The sequence below is a fragment of the Streptomyces sp. NPDC051561 genome (genome assembly GCF_044454195.1).
In the GTDB taxonomy this organism is placed as follows: Bacteria; Actinomycetota; Actinomycetes; order Streptomycetales; family Streptomycetaceae; genus Streptomyces.
In genome coordinates, this window is the sequence record NZ_JBITDM010000009.1 from 279,623 (window position 1) to 298,064 (window position 18,442).

Below are 18,442 nucleotides of genomic sequence, written 5' to 3' on the forward strand. Positions count from 1 at the left end.
GGCTGACGGGGGTGGGGTCAGTCTGTGTGGACCTTCAGGGCGGTGCGGAGGGCGGATTCCAGGGCGCCCTCGATCCAGGCGGGTTTGATCGACGTGTGGCAGCCGGCGAAGTGGAGCGGGCCTTCGGTGGACGGGATGTCCGGGAAGAGTTCCGTGTGCTGGCCGGGGAGCAGGACCGAGGCCTCGCCGTAGGCGTACGGATCGCGCATCCAGGACTGGGTCTTGCCGACGCCGGTGTAGAAGACCTCGACGCGCTGGCCGTAGACGTCCTGGACGCCGCCCAGCGCACGCGGATAGCGCTCGTCGTCGTCGAAGGAGTCCCACTTCAGCGCGTCGTCGGCCCAGCTGTAGGAGGCGAGCAGCACACCGCCCCTGCTGCCGGGGACCGGGTAGGACGGCTCGAACATGAAGCGGTTCGGGTTGTCGGTGGTGGAGCCGCCCCCGATGACGGTGGCAGCCTCCGGCTGCTTCGCCTCGGCGACCCGGTGCGCGGCGTAGTGGCTGCGCTGGCTGGGGCTGATGTGGCCCTTGGGAACCGAGGGGTGGGCGCCCAGCAAGGTGCCGTCGGCGGGGGCCCGGCCGCTGCGGTAGGCCTCGTACAGGCCGGGACGTACCGCGTTCAGCTCGCGCTTCCAGTCGGCCTCGGTGAACTCCCACCAACGGCGCGAGAATTCGAGCAGCACCTTGGTCGCCGAGTCGTAGTGCACCTCGGTGATCGCCCGCCGCTTCCCGTACGAGAGCGCGGGCGAGAAGGTGACGTGGCGCAGCCCGCTGAACGGCACCGTGAGGATCACCTCGTCGCCGTTGAACGTCTCCCGCACCACCTCCGCACCGTCCTTGCCCTCCGAGACGGTGTGCACGGCGACCCCGCGCGGCCCGTGCTCGACGCGCACCGCACGCCGGTCCAGCCGTACGGCGTCCTTCACCCGCACGTACAGCGCGTCCACGAACGTCGCGGTGCCGCCCGGCAGTTCGAAGAACTTGGTGTCCGGGCTGATCAGCGCGGAGGACAGGAAGCTGTGCAGGAAGGCGAGGTGGAGCCGGGAAGTCATGTTCTCGACCGTGCCGATCAGGTCGATCGTCGCGTCGTCGAGCTGCGCCACCTCTCTCAGATAGCGGTACATCGACCAGTGCCCGTACTTCCGCAGCACCGTCGCCCAGCCCTCCACCAGCTCCTCGCCGCTCCTGCCGTCGATCAGGGCGCGGGCCGGTGCGAGGGCGGAGCGGACGATGTCGGCGGCCGGGACGTCCTCGTACCGGGCCGGGACGCCGAAGGTCCGGTTGATGGTGCGGGGGTTCTTCCGGTAGTCGGCGCGGCGCATCCGGACGCCGTTCACCAGGATCCAGGTGCGCAGCGCGGGTTTGCCGGAGGCGTCGACATCGGTGAGGTGGAAGGGGCGGCGCTTGAGGCCCAGCGAGTCCAGGAGGCCGGTGACCAGGGGGTGGCTGTCCGGGATGCGCATGGCGCCGGCCTCGGCGTACTGCTGAGGGTCGGCGAACGGCTGCTTCGCCTGCTCGTGGCCGCCGGTGCGGAAGGTCTTGACGCGGCCGCCGACCCGGTTGCCGTTGGCCTCGATCACGGTGACCTGGTGTCCGGCCTGGCGCAGCAGGTGGGCGGCGACCATGCCGGCCGGGCCGGCGCCGACGATCAGGACCTTCTTGGGGGCGCGGCGGCTGCGCGGCAGACCGTCGCCGAGCAGGATCCGGGTGTAGCCCGGGACGAGGGGCTGGTTGTCCTCGTCGAGTACGAGAATGGCGCGGGCCACGGCGAGGGCCGCGTCGCGCGGGGCGGTGGGGGCGGCCGGTGCCACGGGTGCGGCAGGGCTGGCAGCGGCGGCAGTCGCGGGGGAGGCGAGTCCGCCGACCAGGCCGGTGGTGAGGGCTGCCGCGCCGGTCGAGGCGATGACCGTACGACGGGTCGGACGGGACGACGGGCTCGCTGAAGTGCGGGACGGTTCCTGGATGTTCATGCGCGTTCCTGAGTGCTCATGCGGTTCACACTCCGGTCCGTCGGCCCGCCGGATGCGGCGAACACCACGAACCTGTGCCGATTCACCCGTTCTGAGTAATATGGCCAAAATCGTTCCACATGCGGAATGTCCGCTCCTGCGGCATCGTAAGTGCGGAAATGTCCCCCTGGACCCTCTGAAAGGCGGAATCCATGACTGACGGCGAAAGCACGTTCGACAAGCTCAAGGGCAAGGCCAAGGAGCTCGGTGGCAAGGTCACCGGCGACGACCGGCAGCAGGCCGAGGGCAAGACCGACCAGCTCAAGGCGAAGGCCGACGAGATGGGCGACAAGGCCAAGGACACCATGGGCGGCATCAAGGACTCCCTGACCGGCAAGAAGGACGACAACGCCTGACGGGCGACCTCGTCCAGCTGGTGACCTCGTACGTCGGGCGGCTTCGTCCGGCTGAGGTTGTCGGGCCCCGGTGCGCTGGTGGGCGCACCGGGGCCCTCCGCTATGCCGTCCGCTTCCCCGCCGCCCGCCGGTGCGCCCAGTGGCAGGCGACCTGGGCCCTTTCGTCTCCGGCGTCGAGCACCGGCAGCTGCTCGGTGCGGCACTTCTCCGCGACCCCCGCCGCCCGAGCCTCGCCCGAGGCCAGGATCTGACAGCGGGCGTGGAACCGGCAGCCGGACGGGATCCGGGACGGGTCCGGGGGTTCGCCGGTGAGCACCACCGCTTCCCCCTCCGCCTCCGGCAGCACCGACAACAGGGCCTGGGTGTACGGGTGCTGGGGCGACGTCAGTACCTGCTCGACCGGCCCCGACTCGACGATCCGGCCCAGATACATCACCGCCACCCGGTCCGCGATGTTCCAGGCGAGCCCGAGGTCATGGGTGACGACCAGGGCGGAGAGCCCCAGTTCGTCCCGCAGTCGCAGCAGCAGCGCCAGGATCTCGCCGCGCACCGAGGCGTCCAGGGAGGCCACCGGCTCGTCCGCCACGATGAGTTCGGGGCCGAGCACCAGGGCGCCCGCGATGACCACGCGCTGGCGCTGGCCTCCCGACAGCTCGTGCGGATAGCGCAGGAAGAAACGCTCCGGTGGGCGCAGCCCGGCCCGCGAGAGGGCGTCGGCGACGGCGGCGCGCTCGTCGCCCCGGTAGCCGTGGATCCGCAGTCCCTCGGCGACCGCGTCGTACACGGTGTGGCGGGGGTTGAGCGAGCCGCTCGGGTCCTGGAGGACCAGCTGCACGCGCTTGCGGTACGCCTTGAGGGCCTGCGGCCGGTAGTCGAGGGGCGTCTCGGCGAAGGCCACCTCGCCGGAGGTGGGCCGCACCAGACCGAGCAGGGCGCGGGCGAGCGTGGTCTTCCCGCACCCGGACTCGCCCACCAGGGCGACGATCTCACCGGGAGCGAGCGCCAGGTCGACCCCGTCCACCGCACGGGCGGGTGGAGCGCCGCGCCTCCCGGGGAAGGTGACGTGCAGACCGGTGGCGGAGAGGAGCGGTGTGACGGGCGGGGCAGGCGTGCTGCTGGTCATGGGGCTTCCCTGAGGGGTCGAGAGGGGAGGGCGCGCCTTGCGGCAGGACACACCCCGGGGGCACGCGTCCGGGTCCGCTCAGGAGCCGGCTCCCGGTGGCCTCTGCGCCGACACCGCCCCCACGTGTACGCAGGCCGCCCGGTGCCCCGCCCCCACCTGCCGGAGCAGCTGGTCCTGCGTACCGCAGGATGCGAGAGCGACCGGGCAGCGGGGGTGGAACGTACAGCCGTCGGGCAGCCGCGCCGGGTCCGGCGGGTCCCCGGGGAGGCCGCCCGGGGCGCGCCGGGAGGCCGGGTCGCCGATGCGCGGGAAGGCGGCCGACAGGGCGCGGCCGTAAGGGTGCTGGGCCCGCAGATACACCTCCTGGGCGGGCCCCTCCTCGACCACCCGCCCCGCGTACATCACCGCGAGCCGGTCGCAGGTGTCGGCGAGGACGGCCAGGTCGTGGCTGATCATGAGCAGAGAGATGTTCTGGTCGGCGACCAACTGCTCGATCAGGCGCAGGATCTGGGCCTGGATCATCACATCGAGTGCGGTCGTCGGTTCGTCGGCGACGATCAGGTGCGGGTCGCAGGCGAGCGCCATGGCGATCATGACGCGCTGGCGCTGGCCGCCGGACAGCTCGTGCGGGTAGGCATCCGCGCGGGAGGTCGGGAGGCCGACCTGTCCGAGGAGGGCGGCGGTGCGCTCGCGGGCCGTCTGCGGGGTGGCCAGGCCGTGGATCAGGAGGGGTTCGGCGATCTGGTCGCCGATGCGGTGCACCGCGTTGAGGGAGTGCATCGCGCCCTGGAAGACGATGGACGCGCCCGCCCAGCGGACCGCCCGCAGCCGCCCCCACTTCATGGTGAGGACGTCCTCGCCCTCCAGCAGGATCTCGCCGGTGATGCGGGCCGACGCGGGCAGCAGTCGCAGCAGCGCCAGCGCGAGGGTGGACTTGCCGCAGCCGGACTCGCCCGCGACGCCGAGCTTCTGCCCGGCGGCCAGGGTGAGGTCCACACCGCGTACGGCGTGCACGTCCTTGCCGTACGTCACCGACAGGTTCCGCAGTTCGAGGAGCGGCGCGGCCGTCGGTTCCACGGGTGATGTGGGGCTCAACGCGCCACCCCCAGCTTCGGGTTGAGTACGGACTCGATGGCCCGGCCGCACAGCGTGAAGGCCAGCGCGACAACGGCGATGGCGAGGCCGGGCGGCGCCAGGTACCACCAGTGGCCGGAGGACACCGCGCCCGCCTCGCGCGCCTCCTGGAGCATGCCGCCCCAGGAGACGACGTTCGGGTCGCCGAGGCCGAGGAAGGCGAGCGTGGCCTCGGTCAGGATGGCGCTGGAGATGAGGAGGGTGGTCTGGGCTAGGACCAGCGGCATGACGTTGGGCAGGACGTGGCGGGCCATGATGTGGCCGTGACCGCCACCGAGTGCCTGCGCGCGTTCGATGTACGGGCGTGACTCGACGGCCAGTGTCTGGGCCCGTACGAGACGGGCGGTCGTCGGCCAGGACGTGATGCCGATGGCGAGCACCACCGTCCAGATGCTCGGCGACATCACCGTGGCCAGCACGATCGCCAGCACCAGTGCGGGCATCACCAGGAACCAGTCGGTGACCCGCATCGTGACCGTGGCGAACCATCCGCCGAAGTGTCCGGCCAGGATCCCCACCAGCGTACCGATGGCCACCGACAACGCCGCCGCCAGCAGCCCCACGGCCAGTGAGACCCGGGATCCCCAGAGCAGCAGCCCCAGCAGATCACGGCCCAACTGGTCGGTCCCCAGCGGGAACGCGGCACTCGGCGATTCGAGCGCCTTGCCCGAAGCGTTGGTCACGCTCTGAACGTCGCTACCGACGATCAGCGGCGCCGCCAGCGCCAGCGCCGCGATCAGCATCAGTCCGGCGAGCCCGGCCAGCCCCGCCCGGTGCGCGCGGTACTGCCGCCAGAACCGGGCGGCGGACTTGCGGCGCCTGGTCCGGGCGAGGGAACGCGCCGTGGCGGGCTTCTTCCGCTGCCCCTCGGGAGCGCCGGAAGGGGCGCCGGCCGGGGACGGATCCTGCGGCGTCACGGATTCGGTCGTCATCGGCCCACCCGGGGGTCGAGCAGCGGATACAGCAGGTCGGCAAGGAGGTTCATCAGGATCATCGCGCCCGCGAACACCACGAACAGCCCCTGGATCAGCGGCAGATCGGGCACCTTCAGCGCCTGGTAGAAGAGACCGCCGAGCCCCGGCCAGGAGAACACCGTCTCCACCAGGATCGATCCGGCCGCCACGTGCCCCAGATTGATGAAGATCATGGTGACGGTGGGCAGCAGCGCGTTGGGTACCGCGTGCTTGCGGCGCACCAGCGCGTCCCGCAGCCCCTTCGCCCGCGCCGTCGTCAGGTAGTCGCTGCCCATCTCGTCCAGCAGCGAGGACCGCATCACCAGCAGGGTCTGCGCATAGCCGACGATCACCAGCGTCGCGACGGGCAGCACCATGTGATGCGCGACGTCCAGGACATGGGCGAAGCCCGTCTCGTTGCCGGACTCCATCCCACCGGTCGGGAACATCCCCAGCCCCACCGACAGCGCGATGATCAGCAGCAGCCCCAGCCAGAACGCCGGAACCGACCAGAGGGTCAGCGCCACCCCGGTGTTGAGCCTGTCCCCGAGCCGCCCGTGACCCCACGCGGAGCGGGTGCCCAGCCACAGCCCGAGCGCCGAGTAGATGAGCACGGCCACCCCGGTCAGCAGCAGCGTCGCCGGGAACTTCTCCGCGATCAACTCGCCGACCGGCGAACGGAATTGGTACGACAGGCCCAGATCGCCGGTCAGCGCCCTCCCGCAGTACTCGGTGAACTGCTGCCACACCGGAGAATCGAGCCCGAACTCCCGGCGCAGCGAGTCCATTTGCTCCGCCGACACCGCGCGCCCGTGCGTCATCTCGCGGATCGGGTCGCCCGGGATGATCCGGAACAGGAAGAAGCTGGTGACGAGTACGGCGAAGAGGGAGACGGCGGCGCCGCCCAGCTTTCCCGCGACGTACAGCAGATAGGTCAGCCTGGGGCCTGCGCTGCGGGAGAGCCCGGAGGACGGCCCGGATTTCACCGGGCCGCCGTCCGGCTCCCGCACCGCGGCGGGGGTGCTTGCGGTGCTCATGGGGTGCCTGTGGTCCTCATGGGGTGCCTGTGATCCTCTGTGGGTACTTCCGTGATCCCTTGCGGGCTGTTCGCGGATCCCTTGCGGGCTACTCGCGGTCCTCGGCGGTGGTGCCGCGCCGCCTGACCGCCACGACGACGATCCCCGCGACCAGCAGTACCGCGATGCCGGAGATGATCCAGACGGTGGGCGACGTGCCGCTGTCGCTGCCGGAACCGCCCTTGTCGCCGCTGTCACCGGCCACGGGTTCGGCCGACCACCAGCTCCAGTAGCCGTCCTGGCCCCAGATGTTGCCGCCGCCCTCCGGCATGGTCATGATCGACTTGATCTTGTCGCTGCGGTAGGCCTCGACCGCGTTCGGGTAGAGCATCACGTTCATGTAGCCGGACTCGTAGAGCCGTGCCTGCATCTGCTTGACGAGGTCGGCGCGCTTGGTCTTGTCGTACTCCACGACCTGCTTGTCGTAGAGGTCGTCGAACTTCTTGTCGCAGATGAAGTTGTCGGTCTGGCCCGGCTTGTCGGCGGAGGACGGCAGCACGGCACAGGTGTGGATGGACAGGACGTAGTCCGGGTCCGGGTTGACCGAGTAGCCGTCGAAGGCGAGGTCGTAGTTGCCCGCCTGCCAGGGGTCGGTGACGTTGTCGAGGCATTCGAGCTTCAGCCCGACGCCGAGCGGCCCCCACCACTCCTCCAGGTACTTGCCGATGGCCTTCTCGTTGGGGTCGGTGGCGTGGCACAGCATGCGGAAGTCCAGCGGCTTGCCGTCCTTGCCGACCCGCTTGCCCGCCGCGTTCTTCTTGTAGCCCGCGTCCTGAAGGGTCTGGGCGGCGCGCGCCGGGTCGTAGGCGATGGCCTCCCCGGCGCCCGGCTTCCAGTGGTAGTCGGCGAACCGGGGCGGGATGTAGCCCTCTCCCTCGACGGCGTGCCCCTGGTAGACCTTCTCGACGATCGTCCTGCGGTCCACGGCCTGGAACAGCGCCTTGCGGACGGCCGGGTCGAGCAGCGCCGGGTGGCCGTTGCCGAACTTCTTGCCGGTCTTGTCCTGGGCGCCCGGGTTGGTGGCCAGCGAGAGGAAGCGGCGGCCCGGTGCGTCGTTGACCTTGATGTTGGACTCGGACTTCAGCGACGCGGCCTGGGCGGGCGTCAGCTTCTCGACGAAGTCGACCTCACCGGTGCGCAGCGCCGCGACCGCCGCGTCATTGTCCTTGTAGTACTTCAGCGTGAGGTTCTCGAACTTCGGGGCGCCCCGCCAGAAGGTCTTGTTGGCCTTCAGCTTCACGTACTGGTCGGTCTTGTAGTCCGTGATGACGTACGGCCCGTTGCCGACGATCGGGAAGGTCTTGTCGTTGGTGAACTTGGAGAAGTCGGTGACCTTCTCCCAGACGTGCTTGGGCACGATCGGCACATCGAGCGCCGTCATCGTCGCCTGCGGCTTCTTCAGCTCGACGACCAGGGTCTCCGGGTCCGGGGCCGTGACCTTCTTGAAGTTGGCGGTGAAGCTGCCGTTGGCGGTGGCGGCCCCCTCGTCCGTCATCATCTTGTTGAAGGTCCAGGAGGCGTCCTCGGCGGTCGTCGGCCGCCCGTCCGACCACTTGGAATCCTTGCGGATCTTGTATGTCCAAGTGAGCTTGTCCGGCGAGGACTTCCACTCGGTGGCCAGCGCCGGGACGGTGTGCGCGTCCTTGACGTCGTAGTTCGTCAGAAAGTCGTAGGTCAGGCGCATCACCGTGGTGCTGACCAGGCGACTGGCGAGGAACGGGCTCAGCGAGTCCATGCTCTGCGAGACGGCGACGTTGAGGGTCTGCTCGTCGGCCTCGGCCCGGGTCTTCACTTCGGTCCGGGACTCTGCCCGGGGCTGGGCCTGGCTCTGCGGGGCCGCGCCGGTGGCCAGCAGGGCGAAGGCGGCGGCGCCGGTCGCCAGCAGGCGGCGGGTGCGGGCGGGCCGGGAGGGGGAGTCGTACGGCGGAGCCTGGGTGGTGGTGCCCTGTGTGTCCATGGACGGAGACCTCGCGTCGTCACTTGCGCGTCACTTGCTGGGACTTGCCTGTACGTGCTGCTGCTCTTGCCGTGGCCGTTGCTGCGGGTGCTGCGGCTGGACCCTGTTTGCCCATCCATGCCCTGTCGGCGGGTGGATCATGGGTCGGCCGAGGGGTGTGGCGAAGGTCTACCAGCGGTCTTCGGGACGTGTCAACGGCATGTCAACTGCCGTGTGGGCTGCGGGAATGCGCGATACGGGACGTGCGGGACGTACGGCACGAGCCGTTGCGGACGTCCCGGCGGACAAGCGGAAGGCCCGCACCCGGTCGTCCTGCGACCGTGATGCGGGCCCTCATTGGTCTATACCCCTGAAGCCCTACTGCTGAGGGGCTGGCGGCGCCTGCGGAGGCTGCTGCCGGGGCCACCCGGGAGGGGCGGGGTTCTCGGGGGAGTGGGGCTGGTGGGGGTGACCGGGCCGGCCGGACTGATCGGGCTGACCCGGCTGACCCGGCTGACCCGGCTGACCGGGTTGGCCGACCGGCTGCCCGGGGAATTCGCCTCCGGGCTGTCCCGGCTGGCCGGGCAGCGGCATGGGCTGGTGGCCGGCGGAGTGGGGCTGGACCGGTGGGAGTTGGGCCGGCGGGAGTTGGCCCGGGGCGCCGTGGGAGGGCTGGGGCTGGGGGGCGGGCAGTTGTCCCTGAGGTGCGGGCTGACCGTGCGGTGCCGGGGCCTGCTGCCAGGCGCCGGGGGACTGGGGCTGCTGGGGGTGCGGGTGTTGGTGCTGGTACGGCTGGGGGGCGCCACCGACGGGCTGCTGGCCCGCGGCGTACTGGCCCGGCTGCTGCCCCTGCTCGGGGGAGTGCGGCTGGCCGGGCACCCCGGGCTGCTGCTGCCCCGGCTGCTGCTGCCACTGCTGGCCCGGCTGCTGGGGGGCGTACGGCTGCTGCTGGTACTGACCCGGCACCTGCCCCTGCCCCTGCTGCCCCGGCATCGGCGGTGCCAGGTGCGGCGGCGGGTTGCCGTCCGCCGTCCACAGCCCCTGCGCCTGCTGCGCCCGTACGAAGTCCTCCGCGACCAGCGACGACAGGTGGAAGTAAGCCTCCCGCGTCTTGGGCCGCATCATGTCGAGGTCGACCTCCGCGCCCGCCGACAGGTGCTCGTCGAACGGCACGACCACCACGCCCCGGCAACGCGTCTCGAAGTGCTGCACGATGTCGTCGACCTTGACCATCTTCCCGGTCTCGCGCACCCCGGAGATCACCGTCAGCGAACGCTGCACCAAGTCCGAGTACCCATGTGCGGAGAGCCAGTCCAGCGTCGTCGACGCACTGCTCGCACCGTCCACCGACGGCGTCGAGATGATGATCAACTGGTCGGCCAGGTCCAGGACTCCACGCATCGCGCTGTAGAGCAGACCCGTGCCCGAGTCGGTCAGGATGATCGGGTACTGCTTGCCGAGCACGTCGATCGCGCGCCGGTAGTCCTCGTCGTTGAACGCCGTGGAGACCGCCGGGTCGACGTCATTGGCGATGATCTCCAGACCGGACGGCGCCTGCGAGGTGAACCGCCGGATGTCCATGTAGGAGTTGAGGTACGGGATCGCCTGGACCAGGTCTCGGATGGTGGCCCCGGTCTCGCGCCGTACGCGGCGGCCGAGCGTACCGGCGTCCGGGTTGGCGTCGATGGCCAGGATCTTGTCCTGCCGCTCGGTGGCGAGGGTCGCGCCGAGCGCGGTGGTCGTCGTGGTCTTGCCGACGCCGCCCTTCAGCGAGATCACCGCGATGCGGTAGCAGGACAGCACCGGGGTGCGGATGAGTTCGAGCTTGCGCAGCCGCTCGGCCTCCTCCTTCTTCCCGCCGAACTTGAAGCGCGACCCGGCAGACGGGTTCCGGCTGCTCTTCGGCTTCTGCTTGTTGTTGCGCAGCAGCCGCTCGGAGGACAGCTCGACGGCGGCGGTGTACCCGAGGGGAGCCCCCGGATTCGACGCCTGCCGCTGGTCGTGCGCCACGGGCGAAGGCCAGCCGGCTCCGGTGCGCGGGTCGACCGGAGCGGCGGGCGCGGCCGGCGCGACAGCTTCGGGCTGCTGCTGCGCGTGGTGGGGCTGGGGCTGGGGCTGCGCGGCGTGCGGGGGCTGTGGGTGCTGTTGCTGCGGGGGTACGGGGGCCTGGTGCGGCAGCGGTTGCGGCGCGGCCTGGGCCGCATCCACCTGCGCGGGCAGCCCCGGCGTCGCGGGCTGCGGGAAGCCGTAACCCTGCTGCGGTACGGGGGTTCCGGCCTCCGGCGGTACGGGTGCGGAACCGGCGAGCGGCGCCTGGGCGTTGCCGGGCGCGGACGGCTGCGGGAAGCCGTAACCCTGCTGAGGTGCCGCCGGGCCGGGAGTACCGGCTTCCGGCAGCGCGAGCGCCGAACCCGGCTGCGGCGGCTCGGGATTGACCGGAGCGGGGGGTTGCGGAAATCCGGGCTGGGGAGCGCCGGGGGCCTGCGGTGCGCCAGGTGTCAGCGGTGCACCGGGGGCCTGCGGTGCTGCGGGCGGCTGCGGGAATCCGTATCCGTCCTGGGGCGCACCGGCGAACGGCGGCTGAGGTGCCGGGGGCTGGGGCTGCGCGCCGAACGGTGGCTGCGGTGCGCCGGGCGCTCCGGGCTGCGGGGGCTGTACGGCGTCGGGGGCCACGGGGGCTCCCGGTGCGGCGGGCGGCGGCGGGAACCCACCGTGCGGGGCCGGTGCGGGGGCCGCCGGGCCGCCGGGCTGCGGGAATCCGTATCCGTCCTGCTGGCCACCCGGGGCACCAGGGGTGCCGGGCGTCGCGGGTGGCTGCGGGAATCCGTATCCGTCCTGCTGCACGGGGGCGGGGGCGCTCGGGGCCGGCGGCTGCGACAGGTCGTAACCCCCCTGCGGTGCGGGGGAGGCGGTGCCCTGCGGCGGGGGGAACCCGTATCCGCCGGACTGTTCCTGCCGCGGGAATCCGGGGGAGCCCTGTGCCTGCTGCCCGGAGGTCTCGCTCGACGGGGCGGGGGTCGGCCAGGCCGACGGCGTTCCGGGCGGCGTGGGCCACTGGGAGGCGGTGGAGGGGGCCGCGGGCCGGAACGCCGGCGGCAGCGGCGGCAGGCTGCCCTGCGGCGGCGCCGGGGGAGTCCAGACCGGGGCCGCCGGAGCTCCGCCGGGCGGAGTGTCCTGCGGTTCACCGGCGGGATACGCGGCGGAGGCGTCCTGCGGGGAGTCCTGGACGGCGCTCGGGATGGCGTCCGAGGGGATCGCGTCGTTGATGTCGTCGTCGGAGGCGGTGACGCCGTGGGCGGGGCTGTCGGTGATGACGCCCTGCGAGCCGGAGCCGGAGCCGGAGCCTGAGCCGGAGTCGTCCGGGACGGAGTCGTTGGGCGTGAGGTCGTCCGCAGCGTCGGTGCCCGACAGTTCGGCGTCCGGGGCGTCGGTGTTTGGGGTGCCGGTGTCCGAGGCGTCCGCCGTGAGGTCGTACGGAGAGAAGGAGCTCGGGATCGAGTCGCTCGGCTCCTCCTCGTCCGAGACGTCGCCCGTCAGTGAACCGGCGTCGGAGTCGTCGACTGCCGAGGTGTCAACTGCCCTGCCCACAAAGTCACTTGAGGTGTCCAGAGCTGCCGCATCCGCCTCCTCGGTGGAGTCCGAACCGGCGTCGGTGTCGGTGTCGGTGCCGTCCAGGTCCCGCGTCGGATCCAGCGGCCGGTCGTCGGCGGAGGCATAGCTGTGCCGGTCGCCGCCCGCGTCCGGGGTGTCGGACACCTCGGCATCCAGGTCCGCAGCTGCGGCGAAGCCGGGGTCGGCCTCGGCCTGGTCCCCGGACGTACCGAAGCCATCACCGGAATCAGAACCGGAACCCTCCCGGGAGTCCGAACCGGAATCAGAACCGGAACCCTCCGCAGAGTCAGAACCGGAACCCGTCTCCGGGCCGCCGCCGACCTTCCCGGCCGCCTCCAGCTCCGCGAACTCCCGCTTGAGCGCGGCGGGCGAGAACCGCATGGTGGCCCCGCTCTCCAGGTCCCCGGCCCCGAACGCCTCCGGCTCGCCGTTCGCGGCGCCACCGTTCCGCGCACCCGAGGGCCCCGCGGAAGCGGAGTCACCGAAGTCGCCGGAACCGGCGGCGTCACCGGACTCGCCGTGACCCGCAGCGCCGGCGCCCGCGGCGTCCGTGCCCGAAGCACCCGCGTTCTGCGTGTACCAAGCGGGCGGCGTGTAGTCGATGGTGAACTCGCCCGTACGGTCGGCCTCCGGGTCGGGCGTCTCGTCTACGGGCAGGTTCCAGCCCTCGCGGATCTCGTCCCGCTCGCTGTTCACAATGCCTCCTGCTGTGGTCGAGCACCCTGGTGCCGTGCGTGGTGGGTGGGGTGACCGCTTCCGTCGTCCGATCCGCTCGGCACTTCCCCGTACTTCCCCGTTGGTGAATGTCGCTGTGTGAATGTCGCTGTGTGAGGTCGCTCTGTGGATGTCACGTGCGCATGCCACTGTTCTGCGTGCGGCTCCGGCCGCCGCAGGCCGCACCCGTGCGGTCAGCCTAGTCGTCAGGACTGCCCCTCCGGCAGGCCCGGCCAACCGCCGAACCGCGCCCCGGACGCCACTTGTTGCCCACAAGTGACAGACCGGCACCCCTGCGTGACGACCAAACCCGTCAGAACCAGGCATCTCTGTACGGAAAGTGGCCTGCCAGGACCTTGCCGCGCACGCTTTCCAACAATCGGATGTCGACGCCTGTGGTGTGCGTCATGGCCACCCACACCTGCCCGCCCGGCCTCCCCGGCACGACGGAGCGGCCGCCGGAGCACCTCGCCCCCACGACCGCTCACCCCCACGACCCCGTACCGCCGACTCCGTACCGCCGGTTCGGATCACCGACCCCGTACCGCCGACTCCGTACCGCCGGTTCGGATCACCGACTCCGTAGCGTCGGCTACGTGAGGTCGAACTCCCCGTCGCGGGCGCCCAGAACGAACGCCGTCCACTCCGCCTCGGTGTACCGCAGTACCGTCGCGGGGTCCGCCGACGACCGCATCGCCACCGCACCCTCGGGCAGATAGGCGATCTCCACCCGCTCCTCGGCGTCCTCGGTGCCCGGCGCGCCGAGCCACTCCGCATCCGAGATGTCGAGGGCGTAGAGCGCGTCCTTCTCCTGCTGAGTTCCCATTCCGCCTGTCCCCTTCGTTGTGCGTCCGACACAACATCCGTTCTCACGAACGCCGTTGCCCATGCCATCGTGCCCGATGGGTGCGAAGGGGGTTGCGTCATCGGCGGGATCGTGCTGCCACTCCCCCCACTCCATTCCGCTGCCCGCTGCTCCCTTCCCCTTCAATCCATCCGACGAGCCACTCCCAGCGCCGCCCCCTCCACCCCACTGGGCTCGGCCGTCACCCACTCGCGCTCCCGCCCCGCACACCACAGCGTCACCCCGTCGCCGAGTTCCGGAAGTGCCGCCGACTCCTCCTCCGTCAGTCGCAGCAGCCGCCCGATCTGCCCCGCCTCCTCGGGCGCGACCCGCTGCACACCGACCAGCCCGGCCTCCCGTACCAACCGGGGCGCCACCGCGCTCACATACGGCAGCAACGTCAGCACCACCTGCCAGGGCGCCGGCACCACCCGCCCACGCGGCGGCCGCATCCCACAGTCCCGCACCACCAGCACGGGCCGCCCCTCGGCCGCTCCGAGCGGGGGCACCCGCCCCACCTCGAACAGCTCCACCCCGCCCACCTCCGCCCATGCCTGGGGCCGCCCCGTCTCGACGGCAACCCGGGTCCCCGCCCCGGCCCCGACCGCCCGCATCGCCAGCAGCTGAGCCGTCCACAGCCCACCGATCAGCAGCACGTCGTACGGCTCGGGCCGGTGCACCCCCAGCACCAGCGGCCGCCCCTGGGCGTTCACCCCAACGGGCACCCCGTCACCCCCGACCGGCACCGCCGCAAACTCCACGGCCCCGCCCCGTTCCACGGCCCCGCCCCGTCCCGATCTCCGCCGTACCCTCACCGCGCCACACCTCCCAGCGGCACCGTGGCGAGCACCGCCGAGCGCCGTGCGCCGTCAACCCGTACGAGACCGATCCGTGCAGCCCGCGCCGCTTGCTGCAACTCCCCTCGTACTAAGTCGAGTTCGCTGGCGTCCCGTGCGGAAACCCGAAGGTGCCCGGTCGTATCCGCCGATGCCCCCCAGGGCCCACGCCGCACAGTCAGCCCGAGAGTGGCCGTCCTTCCGGGCAGCGCGGTGAGCAGGGCGGCCGCACGGTCGGGCGTGCCTTTCACCGTGTACACGACATGCGCCGATCCGCAGCAAGCCGCGCTGGACACCGCCGAGTTGAGGCCCTCCTGATCCAGCACCTCGGCCCGCAACCCCGCCCCCGTGATCCTGCTCGCCACATGGGAGGCGGCCCGGACCAGGCACCGCTGCGCCCCGCCGAGCCCGCCCCCGCGCACCGTCACCGCTTCCGGGCAGAGCGCAGGCTCCAGCCGCAACGCCACCCAGGTCAGCCGCACCGCCGGGAACCCCGCCGGGCCGTCGCCCCGAACCTGCTGAACACACTGCGCCGACGCCAGTGCGACCCCGTCGACCTCCAGCACGTCCGCGAGCAAGGACAGGGGCAACGGCCGCACCCCACCCGCTGGTTGAAGCCCCGTTCCACTCTCGGACGACACTCGCACCACCGCCGTCAGGAATGTCCCGTCCCCGGCCATTCCGACGATCCGGCGCCCCCGGTCCTCGTACGGAAACGTGGGCAGAACCGGGACCCCGAGCGCACCCGGGGCGGAATCCCGCCGAGGCGCCCCGGGGCGCAAACCGAACATCGGCACCCTCACTACCGCTCGCCTCCCGCGACCGTAACCACCGCTGACGTGCGGGAGTTGACCGTGCGTTCACCCTATCCGAGCTGTGAGTGACGAGAGTTGCGGAGAGTGGCAGCGGCCCGATGGCATCACGACGAGACGAACTCAACGCATACGCCTACGCGAAGCGGAGGCTGGTCGCACAGTTCCTGAGGCCCAGTCCGACCGGCTCGGAGGAGGGTGCCCCGCGCCCGTTGCGGGCGGTGCTGCCAGGGGTATTGGTGGGGGCAGTGGTGCTGGCGGGGTTCGGGGTGTGGGGGATGTTCGATCCGGCGGCTCCACGGAACTGGCGCAAGCCGTACGAGAACATCATCGTGGCGAGGGAGTCGACCACCCGGTACGTGGTGTTGACGACGAACGGCAAGCACAAGCTCCACCCGGTGCTGAACATGGCTTCCGCGAGGCTGCTGGTCGACGGGGGTGACAAGAAGGTCGTCAAGGTGAACGACGAGATCCTCGACCGCAGCGGACTTGAGCGCGGTGCCACCGTCGGCATTCCGTACGCACCGGACCGGGTGCCCGAGCGCGGCGAGGTCGGCAGCCGGAAGCTGTGGGCGGCCTGCACCCGGGCCCAGGAGAGCGGCGGGAGGCCCAGGACGACGATGTTCGTGCTGGCGGAGCGGGAGCGGGACGAGGTCGAGAACGGTCACCGGCTGCGGGGCGGGCAACTCCTGTACGTGGCGACCGAGGACGGCCGCTACGTGGTGGACGCGACGGGGACGGCGTACCCGATCGGCACTGAGGACGAGGTGCTGCTCAACCAGGTGGTGGGGGCGCGGCGGGTGCCGCAGCGGGTGCCGAAGGAGTGGCTGAGGACACTGCACAGGGGGAGCGAGATCGTGGTTCCTGACGTGCCGGGAGCCGGCAGGCCCAGCCGGGTGCCCGGCCTCAGGGGGCACGCCCGCACAGTGGGCCGGGTGCTGGCCACGGGCAGGGGCGGCAGTGCCCCGCACTACGTGGTGCTGGCGGGCCGGGTCGTGCCCGTCTCCCCGTTCGTTGCGTATCTCCTGCTCAACAGCAAGAAGTTGGAGCACCTCGGACAGGGCGGCTCCGCCGAGCAGGTCAGCCGGTTCTTCGCGGTGGGTGCCGACTTCGCCCCGTACGAGAAGAGCTGGCCGAGGTACGCGCCCCAGCCCGTCGCCCCGGCCCGCACCACCCTCTGCACCGTCCTCCGCTCCGTCGACGGCACCCACGGCACCATCGCCCTCAGCACCTGGGCCGCCCCCGACTTCCCCCGCCCGCTGCCCACCGGCACCGCCTCCGCCTATGTCACCCCCGGCTCGGGCCAGTACTTCCGCCAGATCTCCGGCACCAGGACGGACACCGGCCCGTACTTCCTGCTCACCGACACCGGACTGCGCCACTCCCTCCAGGTCGGCGGGTTCGCACTGGCCACGGACGCGAAGCCCGGCGGCGGTCCGGACCTGACCAGCGAGAAGGTGCCCAAGGGCGGGCGGGCGCCTCTCAAGACGGCCCAGGAACTCCTCGGCTACGAGGGCGTGAAGGCCGCCCCGGTCCCCGCCGTGTGGTCCTCACTGCTGCCGACCGGGCCGCGCCTGTCCACCGGCGGCGCCGTCCAGATGCAGGGCTCGTGACGGGGGTGGCGGGCGGTCCGGCGACGTATCGATGCGGTCCGCGCCGTGTCCGCACGGTTCTCGTGCGCGGTGCGGCGACCCTGGTGCTCGCCTCGGTCTGCCCGGCCGCCCAGGCCACGGAACCGGTGGACGTGGGCTCTTGCCATCCGGGGAAACCGTACGCGGGCCGCCCCTGGCCGCTCCAGCGGGTGCTGCTGGACGAGGTGTGGAAGGAGACGCGGGGGGCGGGGATCAAGGTGGCGGTCATCGATACGGGGGTGGATGCCCGGCATCCGCAGCTCAGGGGGGCGGTTGCGGGCGGGACCAACGTACTGCCCGCCAAGCTGAAGGGCGGCGCCGAGCGCGGCGCCGCCGACGGCACCACCGACGCCGTGGGGCACGGCACCAAGGTCGCCGGGATCATCGCGGCCCGGCCGCACCCCGACACGGGGTTCGTGGGGCTCGCGCCCGAAGTGACGATCATCCCCATCGACCAGAACGACGTGCAGGGCAACGGCACTCCGACGAATCTGATCGAGGCGATCGAGTACGCCATCCGCGCCGGGGCCAAGGTCATCAACATCTCCCAGGACACAGCTTCGTCGCAGCCGCCTCCTGGGCAACTTGTCACGACGGTGAAGAAGGCGCTCGCCCAGGACATCGTGGTCGTCGCCTCCGCAGGCAACGACGGCGCCGACGGCACCCTCGCCCCCACCTACCCCGCCGCCATCGACGGCGTGCTGGCCGTCGCCGCCTCCGACCGCAACAACGAACGCGCCTACTTCTCCCAACCCGGCGACTTCGTCGGCATCGCGGCACCCGGCGCCGACATCGTCTCCACCGTCCCCGGCGGCGGCCACTGCACCGACAGCGGTACGAGCTTCGCCGCGCCGTACGTCGCCGGAGTCGCCGCCCTCCTCCAGGCGAAGCACGGCCACCACTGGAGCGGGCAGCAGATCGTCTCCCACCTCCAGCAGACCGCCGAACGCTCCACCCCCGGCGCCGACCCCAATGTCGGCTGGGGCGTGGTCGACCCCCTGCGGGCCCTGACCGACGACACCCGCCCCGCCGCCCGCCCCGTCGCCCAGCAGGCCCCGGCCGCCGGCCCGGCTCCCGACCCCACGTCCGCCCGTACCGGCGAAACCGCCCACGAACGGGCCGCACGCCTCGCGACGTACATCCTCATCGGCAGCGCCGCAGCCGTCGCCGTGCTCACCGGGGCGGCGGTCGCGGTGCGCGACGCGAGGCGGCGCGGGCGGTGGCCGGTGGGGGAGCGCCGGACCTGACGCCACCCGTCGAACGAGTGTCGGGGGCCCCGCCCCCGAAAGCCGCAACCCCGGGCAACCACCGCGACTGACCAGCGACTTGTCCCCGTGACGCACCCCCGCCCAATGGCACGCTCAAGTGATCAGCGGCAAGTAGGACGACAACAGAACCGAAAGGAG

13 protein-coding genes are annotated in these 18,442 nt (G+C 71.7%); 3 read left to right on the forward strand and 10 right to left on the reverse strand.

Annotated features, from left to right (window positions below):
* Positions 1-17: 17 nt before the first annotated feature.
* On the reverse strand, positions 18-1,970 hold the full coding sequence (locus ACIA73_RS22130) for a flavin monoamine oxidase family protein (protein WP_399440337.1): 1,953 nt from the start codon (positions 1,968-1,970) through the stop codon (positions 18-20).
* 191 nt (positions 1,971-2,161) lie between these two features.
* Here ACIA73_RS22130 and ACIA73_RS22135 point away from each other — a divergent pair, with 191 nt between their 5' ends.
* Positions 2,162-2,365 (forward strand): CsbD family protein, encoded by a 204-nt coding sequence (locus tag ACIA73_RS22135; protein ID WP_399440338.1) that lies wholly within the window; start codon positions 2,162-2,164, stop codon positions 2,363-2,365.
* A gap of 100 nt (positions 2,366-2,465) precedes the next feature.
* Here ACIA73_RS22135 and ACIA73_RS22140 read toward each other — a convergent pair whose 3' ends face one another.
* From ACIA73_RS22140 to ACIA73_RS22180, 9 genes are all read right to left on the reverse strand, one after another.
* On the reverse strand, positions 2,466-3,488 hold the full coding sequence (locus ACIA73_RS22140) for an oligopeptide/dipeptide ABC transporter ATP-binding protein (RefSeq protein ID WP_399440339.1): 1,023 nt from the start codon (positions 3,486-3,488) through the stop codon (positions 2,466-2,468).
* A gap of 78 nt (positions 3,489-3,566) precedes the next feature.
* Positions 3,567-4,583: an ABC transporter ATP-binding protein gene (locus ACIA73_RS22145; RefSeq protein ID WP_399440340.1), complete on the reverse strand. Its 1,017-nt coding sequence runs from the start codon at positions 4,581-4,583 to the stop codon at positions 3,567-3,569.
* Positions 4,580-5,554: an ABC transporter permease gene (locus ACIA73_RS22150; RefSeq protein ID WP_399440341.1), complete on the reverse strand. Its 975-nt coding sequence runs from the start codon at positions 5,552-5,554 to the stop codon at positions 4,580-4,582. The genes ACIA73_RS22145 and ACIA73_RS22150 overlap by 4 nt, the downstream gene beginning before the upstream one ends.
* Positions 5,551-6,612 carry an ABC transporter permease gene (locus ACIA73_RS22155; protein WP_399440342.1) on the reverse strand — a complete coding sequence of 354 codons (1,062 nt, stop codon included), beginning with the start codon at positions 6,610-6,612 and terminating at the stop codon, positions 5,551-5,553. Before ACIA73_RS22155 ends, ACIA73_RS22150 begins: the two co-directional genes overlap by 4 nt.
* Before the next feature lie 88 nt (positions 6,613-6,700).
* Positions 6,701-8,608, reverse strand: a complete 1,908-nt coding sequence (locus ACIA73_RS22160) for an ABC transporter substrate-binding protein (protein ID WP_399440343.1) — start codon at positions 8,606-8,608, stop codon at positions 6,701-6,703.
* 357 nt (positions 8,609-8,965) lie between these two features.
* Positions 8,966-12,895 (reverse strand): SCO5717 family growth-regulating ATPase, encoded by a 3,930-nt coding sequence (locus ACIA73_RS22165; protein ID WP_399440344.1) that lies wholly within the window; start codon positions 12,893-12,895, stop codon positions 8,966-8,968.
* Between the two features lie 610 nt (positions 12,896-13,505).
* Complete coding sequence (locus ACIA73_RS22170; protein ID WP_399440345.1) at positions 13,506-13,739, reverse strand: DUF397 domain-containing protein; 234 nt, start codon at positions 13,737-13,739, stop codon at positions 13,506-13,508.
* A 161-nt stretch (positions 13,740-13,900) separates the two neighbouring features.
* Entirely contained in the window at positions 13,901-14,482 is a 582-nt protein-coding gene (locus tag ACIA73_RS22175) for a hypothetical protein (RefSeq protein ID WP_399440346.1), read from the reverse strand.
* A gap of 86 nt (positions 14,483-14,568) precedes the next feature.
* Positions 14,569-15,183 carry a type VII secretion protein EccE gene (locus tag ACIA73_RS22180; protein WP_399440347.1) on the reverse strand — a complete coding sequence of 205 codons (615 nt, stop codon included), beginning with the start codon at positions 15,181-15,183 and terminating at the stop codon, positions 14,569-14,571.
* Between the two features lie 323 nt (positions 15,184-15,506).
* On the opposite strand from ACIA73_RS22180, the gene eccB reads away from it, so the two are divergent.
* Positions 15,507-17,018, forward strand: a complete 1,512-nt coding sequence (gene eccB, locus ACIA73_RS22185; protein WP_399440348.1) for a type VII secretion protein EccB — start codon at positions 15,507-15,509, stop codon at positions 17,016-17,018.
* A gap of 62 nt (positions 17,019-17,080) precedes the next feature.
* Positions 17,081-18,283, forward strand: a complete 1,203-nt coding sequence (mycP, locus tag ACIA73_RS22190; RefSeq protein ID WP_399440349.1) for a type VII secretion-associated serine protease mycosin — start codon at positions 17,081-17,083, stop codon at positions 18,281-18,283.
* Positions 18,284-18,442 lie beyond the last annotated feature (159 nt).